5 protein-coding genes are annotated in these 5,552 nt (G+C 65.9%); all 5 read left to right on the top strand.

Annotation, left to right across the window (positions count from 1 at the left end):
* The first annotated feature begins 68 nt into the window (after positions 1–68).
* The 5 genes from MXAZACID_RS19760 (at position 69) to MXAZACID_RS10090 (ending at position 5,506) form a co-directional block, all read left to right on the top strand.
* A complete protein-coding gene (locus tag MXAZACID_RS19760; protein WP_205619788.1) occupies positions 69–1,220 on the top strand; it encodes a response regulator in 1,152 nt (383 codons plus the stop codon).
* A gap of 9 nt (positions 1,221–1,229) precedes the next feature.
* Entirely contained in the window at positions 1,230–2,054 is an 825-nt protein-coding gene (locus MXAZACID_RS10105; protein ID WP_008494216.1) for a protein-glutamate O-methyltransferase CheR, read from the top strand.
* Complete coding sequence (locus MXAZACID_RS10100; RefSeq protein ID WP_008494215.1) at positions 2,051–2,644, top strand: chemotaxis protein CheB; 594 nt, start codon at positions 2,051–2,053, stop codon at positions 2,642–2,644. The genes MXAZACID_RS10105 and MXAZACID_RS10100 overlap by 4 nt, the downstream gene beginning before the upstream one ends.
* 10 nt (positions 2,645–2,654) lie before the next feature.
* Positions 2,655–4,223: a response regulator gene (locus MXAZACID_RS10095; protein WP_008494214.1), complete on the top strand. Its 1,569-nt coding sequence runs from the start codon at positions 2,655–2,657 to the stop codon at positions 4,221–4,223.
* 170 nt (positions 4,224–4,393) lie between these two features.
* On the top strand, positions 4,394–5,506 hold the full coding sequence (locus tag MXAZACID_RS10090; RefSeq protein ID WP_008494212.1) for a hypothetical protein: 1,113 nt from the start codon (positions 4,394–4,396) through the stop codon (positions 5,504–5,506).
* The last annotated feature ends 46 nt before the right edge of the window (positions 5,507–5,552 follow it).

The following is a 5,552-nucleotide window of genomic DNA, read 5'->3' as shown; positions in this document are numbered from 1 at the left end:
AGCGATGACCGCGACTCGCTGGATCAATCCCGCCGGGTGCTGCTGGTGGTGGAGGACGACCAGGCTTTTTGCCGGCATCCTCAAAAAATCTCTCGCATGAGATGGGCTTCCAGGTGCTGCTCGCCGGCACCGCCGAGGAAGCGCTCAGCCTGGCGCGCGACCTCACCCCGAGCGCGATCATCCTGGATGTCGGCCTGCCCGACCAGTCCGGCCTCTCGGTGCTCGACCGGCTGAAGCGCAACGTGCATACCCGCCACATCCCCATCCATGTCGTCTCCGCCGGCGATCATGCGCAGACCGCGCTGTCGCTGGGCGCGGTCGGCTACATGCTCAAGCCGGTGCGCCGCGAACAGGTGGCGGAGGTGCTGGCCAAGCTGGAAGCCAGGCTGGAGCAACGCATGCACCGCGTGCTGATCGTCGAGGATGATGAGCGCCAGCGCGACGCCGTTTCCAAGCTCCTCGCCTCGGACGATACCGAGACCGTCACCGCCGGCACCGCCGCGGAATGTCTGGAGCTGCTGCGCACCCAGACCTTCGACTGCATGGTGCTGGATCTCTCGCTGCCCGACACTTCCGGCTACGCGCTGCTGGAGACGCTGAGCCAGCAGGATGCCTATTCCTTCCCGCCGGTCATCGTCTATACCGGCCGCGAGCTTTCGGCCGATGACGAGCTGCGGCTGCGCCGCTATTCCAAATCCATCATCATCAAGGGCGCCAAATCCCCCGAGCGGCTGCTCGATGAAGTCACCTTGTTCCTGCATCAGGTGGTGGCCGAGCTGCCGGAGCAGCAGCAGAACATGATCCGCCAGGCCCGCAACCGCGACGCGCTGCTGGAAGGAAGGCGCATCCTGGTGGTCGAGGACGATGTCCGCAATGTTTATGCGCTCACCAACATATTGGAGCCGCGCGGCGCGCTGGTGGAAATCGCCCGCAATGGCAAGGAGGCGCTGGAGCGGCTGGCGACCTCCCAGCTGCATCGCGAGCTGGCGGTGGATCTGGTGCTGATGGATGTGATGATGCCGGTGATGGACGGGCTCACCGCCACCCGTGCCATCCGCGAAAACCCCGCCTGGGCCAAGCTGCCGATCATCGCGCTCACCGCCAAGGCGATGCCCGACGACCAGCAGCGCTGCATCGAAGCCGGCGCCAGCGACTATATGGCCAAGCCGCTGGATGTGGAGAAGCTGCTCTCGCTGGTGCGGGTCTGGATGCCGAAATGACCCGCGCCAATGACTGACCAGGTCGAGGAGATCGAAATCCAGCTGCTGCTGGAAGCGCTCTATCTGCGCTATCATTACGATTTCCGCCATTACGCCGCCACCTCGATCAAACGCCGGCTGCGGCTGGCGCGCGAGCAGATGGGCTTTGCCAGCATCTCGGCGCTGCAGGAGCGGCTGCTGCATGACGAGACGATGCTGCCGCACATGCTGGGCTATCTCACCGTGCAGGTCAGCGAAATGTTCCGCGACCCGAGCTATTTCAAGGCCATCCGCGAAACCGTCATCCCGCATCTGCGCACTTACCCGTCGCTGAAACTCTGGATCGCCGGCTGCGCCGATGGCGAGGAGCTCTATTCCTTCGTCATCCTGTTCCGCGAGGAAGGGCTGGAGGAGCGCACGATCTTTTATGCCACCGACATCAATCAGGACGCGCTGGCCCGCGCCCGCGCCGGCATTTACGGGCTGGAACGGATCCAGCTTTTCACCGAAAACCATCGCAAATCTGGCGGCAAATCCTCGCTCTCGGACTATTACAGCGCCGGCTACGGCCGCGCGGTGTTCGATAAATCCCTGCGCGAGCGCGTGCTCTTCGCCGATCACAGCCTGGTCACCGACGCGGTCTTCGCCGAGATGAATCTGATCTCCTGCCGCAACGTGCTGATCTATTTCAACCGCACTTTGCAGGACCGCGCCATCGGGCTGTTCAAGGATTCGCTCTCCCGCAAGGGGTTTCTTGGGCTGGGGGCGAAGGAGAATCTGCGCTTCTGCGCCCATGCCGATGCCTTCAGCGAATTCAACCGCGAGGAGCGGCTTTACCAGAGGCGCGACGGATGAGCGCGAGACGCTGCCGTGCCGTGGTCATCGGCGCCTCCGCCGGCGCGCTGGAGGCGTTGGGCACGTTCCTGCCCGCCCTGCCCGCCAGCTTCCCGCTGCCGGTTTTCGTGGTGGTGCATGTGCCGCCGGACCGCAAAAGCCTGCTGGCGGAGCTGTTCGCGCGCCGCTGCGAGATGCGGGTGCGCGAGGCGGAGGACAAGGAGCCGATCGAGCCCGGCACAATCTATTTCGCCCCGCCGAATTATCATATGCTGGTCGAGACCGAGCAGGCTCTGGCCCTGTCGGCGGATGAGCCGGTGCTCTATTCGCGCCCCGCGATCGATATTCTGTTCGAGAGCGCCGCCGATGTGTATGGCCCGGCCCTGGCCGCGCTGGTGCTCACCGGCGCGAATGAGGATGGGGCAAGGGGCCTGCGGGCGGTTGAAGCCGCCGGCGGCCAGGTCGCCGTGCAGGACCCGAAAACCGCCTTCGCCGCCGCCATGCCGGAGGCGGCTTTGGCGGCCTGCCCGCGGGCCCGTATCGTCACACCCGGCGGCGTCGCCGCCTATCTGCAAGAGCTGGCGGCGATGCCGCCCGTCGATGAGAACTGAGAGACCGCATATGGCACCCGTCTATTTCCTTCTGGTCGACGATCTTGAAGAGAATTTGCTCTCGCTGGACGCGCTGCTGCGCCGCGACGGGCTGGTGCTGCTGAAGGCGCGCTCGGGCGACGAGGCGCTGGAGCTGCTGCTGACCCATGACGTGGCGCTGGCGCTGGTGGATGTGCAGATGCCAGGCCTCAACGGCTTCGAGCTGGCCGAGCTGATGCGCGGCAATGAGCGCACCAGGCGCATCCCGATCATCTTCGTCACCGCCGGCGCCTCGGACACGCAGCGCCGTTTCCAGGGTTATGGCGCCGGCGCGGTGGATTTCATCTATAAGCCGATCGAGCCGGATATTCTGCGCAGCAAGGCCGAGGTGTTTTTCGAGCTCTACCGCCAGCGCCAGCAGCTGGCCGAACAGCGCGACACGCTGCGCCAGCAGGCCGAGGCGCTGCGCGACGCCGACCGGCGCAAGGATGATTTCCTCGCGACATTGGCGCATGAGCTGCGCAACCCGCTGGCGCCGCTGCGCCACGGGCTGGACCTGCTGCGGCGCAACCCCGGCCGCGACCAGGCCGCCGACATCCACGCGATGATGGACCGCCAGCTGACGCAGCTGGTGCGGCTGATCGACGATCTGCTGGATGTCTCGCGCATCAGCCAGGGCAAGATCGAGCTGCGCCTGGCGCCGGTGCCACTGAGCGATGTGCTGCGCCTGGCGCTGGAGACCAGCCAGCCGCTGATCGCCGCCGCCGGCCACAACCTCACCGTCCTGCAGCCGCAGACGCCGCTCTGGCTGCAGGCGGATCTCTCCCGGCTGGCGCAGATCATCGGCAATCTGCTCAACAACGCCGCCAAATACACCCCTGCCGGCGGCCATATCACGCTGGATGCCCATCAGGAGGGCGAGGCGGCGGTGATCAGCGTCATCGATGACGGCATGGGCATTCCCGCCGAGATGCTGGAGTCGGTCTTTCAGCTTTTCACCCAGATCGATGCGCATCGCCACCAGGCGCAGGGCGGGCTTGGCATCGGTCTGGCGCTGGCGCAGCAGCTGGCGGCGCTGCAAGGCGGGCAGATCAGCGTGGAGAGTGCTGGCCCCGGCCAGGGCAGCCGCTTCACCATCCGCATGCAGCTGATCGAGGCGCCGCCTCTGGCCGCGCCGGCCCCCGCCGCCAGCGCCCCCGCTTCCGGCCCGCGGCGCATCCTGGTCGTCGATGACACAGTCGAAGTGGCGCAGACCGTCGGCTGGATGCTCGACGAGATGGGCCACGACTATGAGCTGCTGCATGACGGGCACGGCGCGCTGGACGCGGCACGGCGCTACCGGCCGGATATCATCCTGCTGGATATCGGCCTGCCCGGGCTGAACGGCTATGAGGTCTGCCGCCTCCTGCGCCAGGAGGCCGCCTTGCGGGGCATTCAGATCGTCGCCCAGACCGGCTGGGGCCAGGAGCGCGACAAGGAACGCGCCGCCGAGGCCGGGTTCGACCATCATCTGGTCAAGCCGGTCTCCTTCGAGGCGCTGGAAGCGCTGATCGCCGACATAGCGCAACATGACCCTCACTGGACTCAGTCAGGGCCATAAAGTTGCTCGCCAAAACAAAGATCTGGAGCGCGCTGACCGTTTACGGTCGGCGCGCTCCAGCCACCGCGCGGGTCTGACCCGCCCCTCAACTGAGAATTATTATCATCTCCTATTGCGTTTTAATTGAGAATGGTTTTCATTCTCTTTTAGAAACCTGGGAGACTGATTTTATGCCCTCACGCACGCTGCTGACCCTCTTCGGCCTGACCCTGGCCCTGCCCGCCTATGCCCAGACCGACCATCCCGGACCTGGCTATCTCGGCGGGTTGAAGCATGAGCGGCTGATCACCTCCACCGTGCCGGCCAACGGCGACCAGAACCCCTACGCCATGGCGGTCTCCCCGGTCTCCGCCGGCAGCCTGCAAAAGGGCGACCTGCTGGTGGATAATTTCAACAACAAGGCCAATCTGCAGGGCACCGGCACCACGATCATCGATTACCGCCCCGCCACCAGGCAGACGACGACCTTCGCCACCCTGCCCGCCAAGCTCGCCGGCTGCCCCGGCGGGGTCGGGCTTTCCACCGCCATGGCGGTGCTGAAATCCGGCTGGGTCATCGTCGGCTCCGCCCCCTCCACCGACGGCACCACCAAGACGCTGGGCAAAGGCTGCCTGATCCTGCTGGATTCCAGCGGCAAGCTGGCGGGCACGCTGGCCGGCCCGGATATCGACGATCCGTGGGGCAACATGGCCTGGATCGATGAGGGCGACAAAGCCACACTCTTCCTTTCCAATGCCGGCTTTGGCATCGGCGCCACCGGCCAGCCCGTGCAGAACACCGCCACCGTGCTGCGGCTGGAGCTGAACATTCCCGCCGGCAAACCGCCTGAAGTGACGAGCCAGACCGTGATCGGCACTGGCTTCGGCGCCCAGGCGGATGCCAGCGTCTTCCTAGTCGGCCCCACCGGCCTGGCCTTGGGCAAGGATGGCACGCTCTATGTCTCGGACGCGATCGGCAACCGCATCGTCAAGATCACCGACGCCGCCACCCGGACGGACAGTGCCGGCACCGGCACCGAGGTCAGCAAGGGCGGGCTGCTGAACCGGCCATTGGCCCTGACCATGACCCCGAACGGCAACCTGATCGCGGTGAACGGGCTGGATGGCCGCGCCGTCGAGATCGACCCGGCTTCGGGCCAGCAGATCGGCGATAAATGGCTGGATAAGGACCAGGCCCAGACCCCGCCGGGCAGTGGCGACCTGTTCGGTCTGGTGACGACGCCGGACGGCAAGGGGCTCTATTATGTCGAGGACGACATGAACACGGTGCAGCTGGCGCAATGAGCACGGATACACCCAAGGCGCCCTCGCGGCGCCGCTTCCTCGGCAC

The sequence above is a fragment of the Acidocella sp. MX-AZ02 genome (assembly GCF_000306035.1).
Lineage (GTDB): Bacteria > Pseudomonadota > Alphaproteobacteria > Acetobacterales > Acetobacteraceae > Acidocella > Acidocella facilis.
This window is presented reverse-complemented; position numbering and strand designations above follow the sequence as displayed.

What these genes read in the sequence shown, in the direction of transcription:
- MXAZACID_RS10105 (WP_008494216.1), top strand. Translation starts at nt 1,230, where the DNA reads ATGACTGACCAGGTCGAGGAGATCGAAATCCAGCTGCTGCTGGAAGCG.
- MXAZACID_RS10100 (WP_008494215.1), top strand. Translation starts at nt 2,051, where the DNA reads ATGAGCGCGAGACGCTGCCGTGCCGTGGTCATCGGCGCCTCCGCCGGC.
- MXAZACID_RS10095 (WP_008494214.1), top strand. Translation starts at nt 2,655, where the DNA reads ATGGCACCCGTCTATTTCCTTCTGGTCGACGATCTTGAAGAGAATTTG.
- MXAZACID_RS10090 (WP_008494212.1), top strand. Translation starts at nt 4,394, where the DNA reads ATGCCCTCACGCACGCTGCTGACCCTCTTCGGCCTGACCCTGGCCCTG.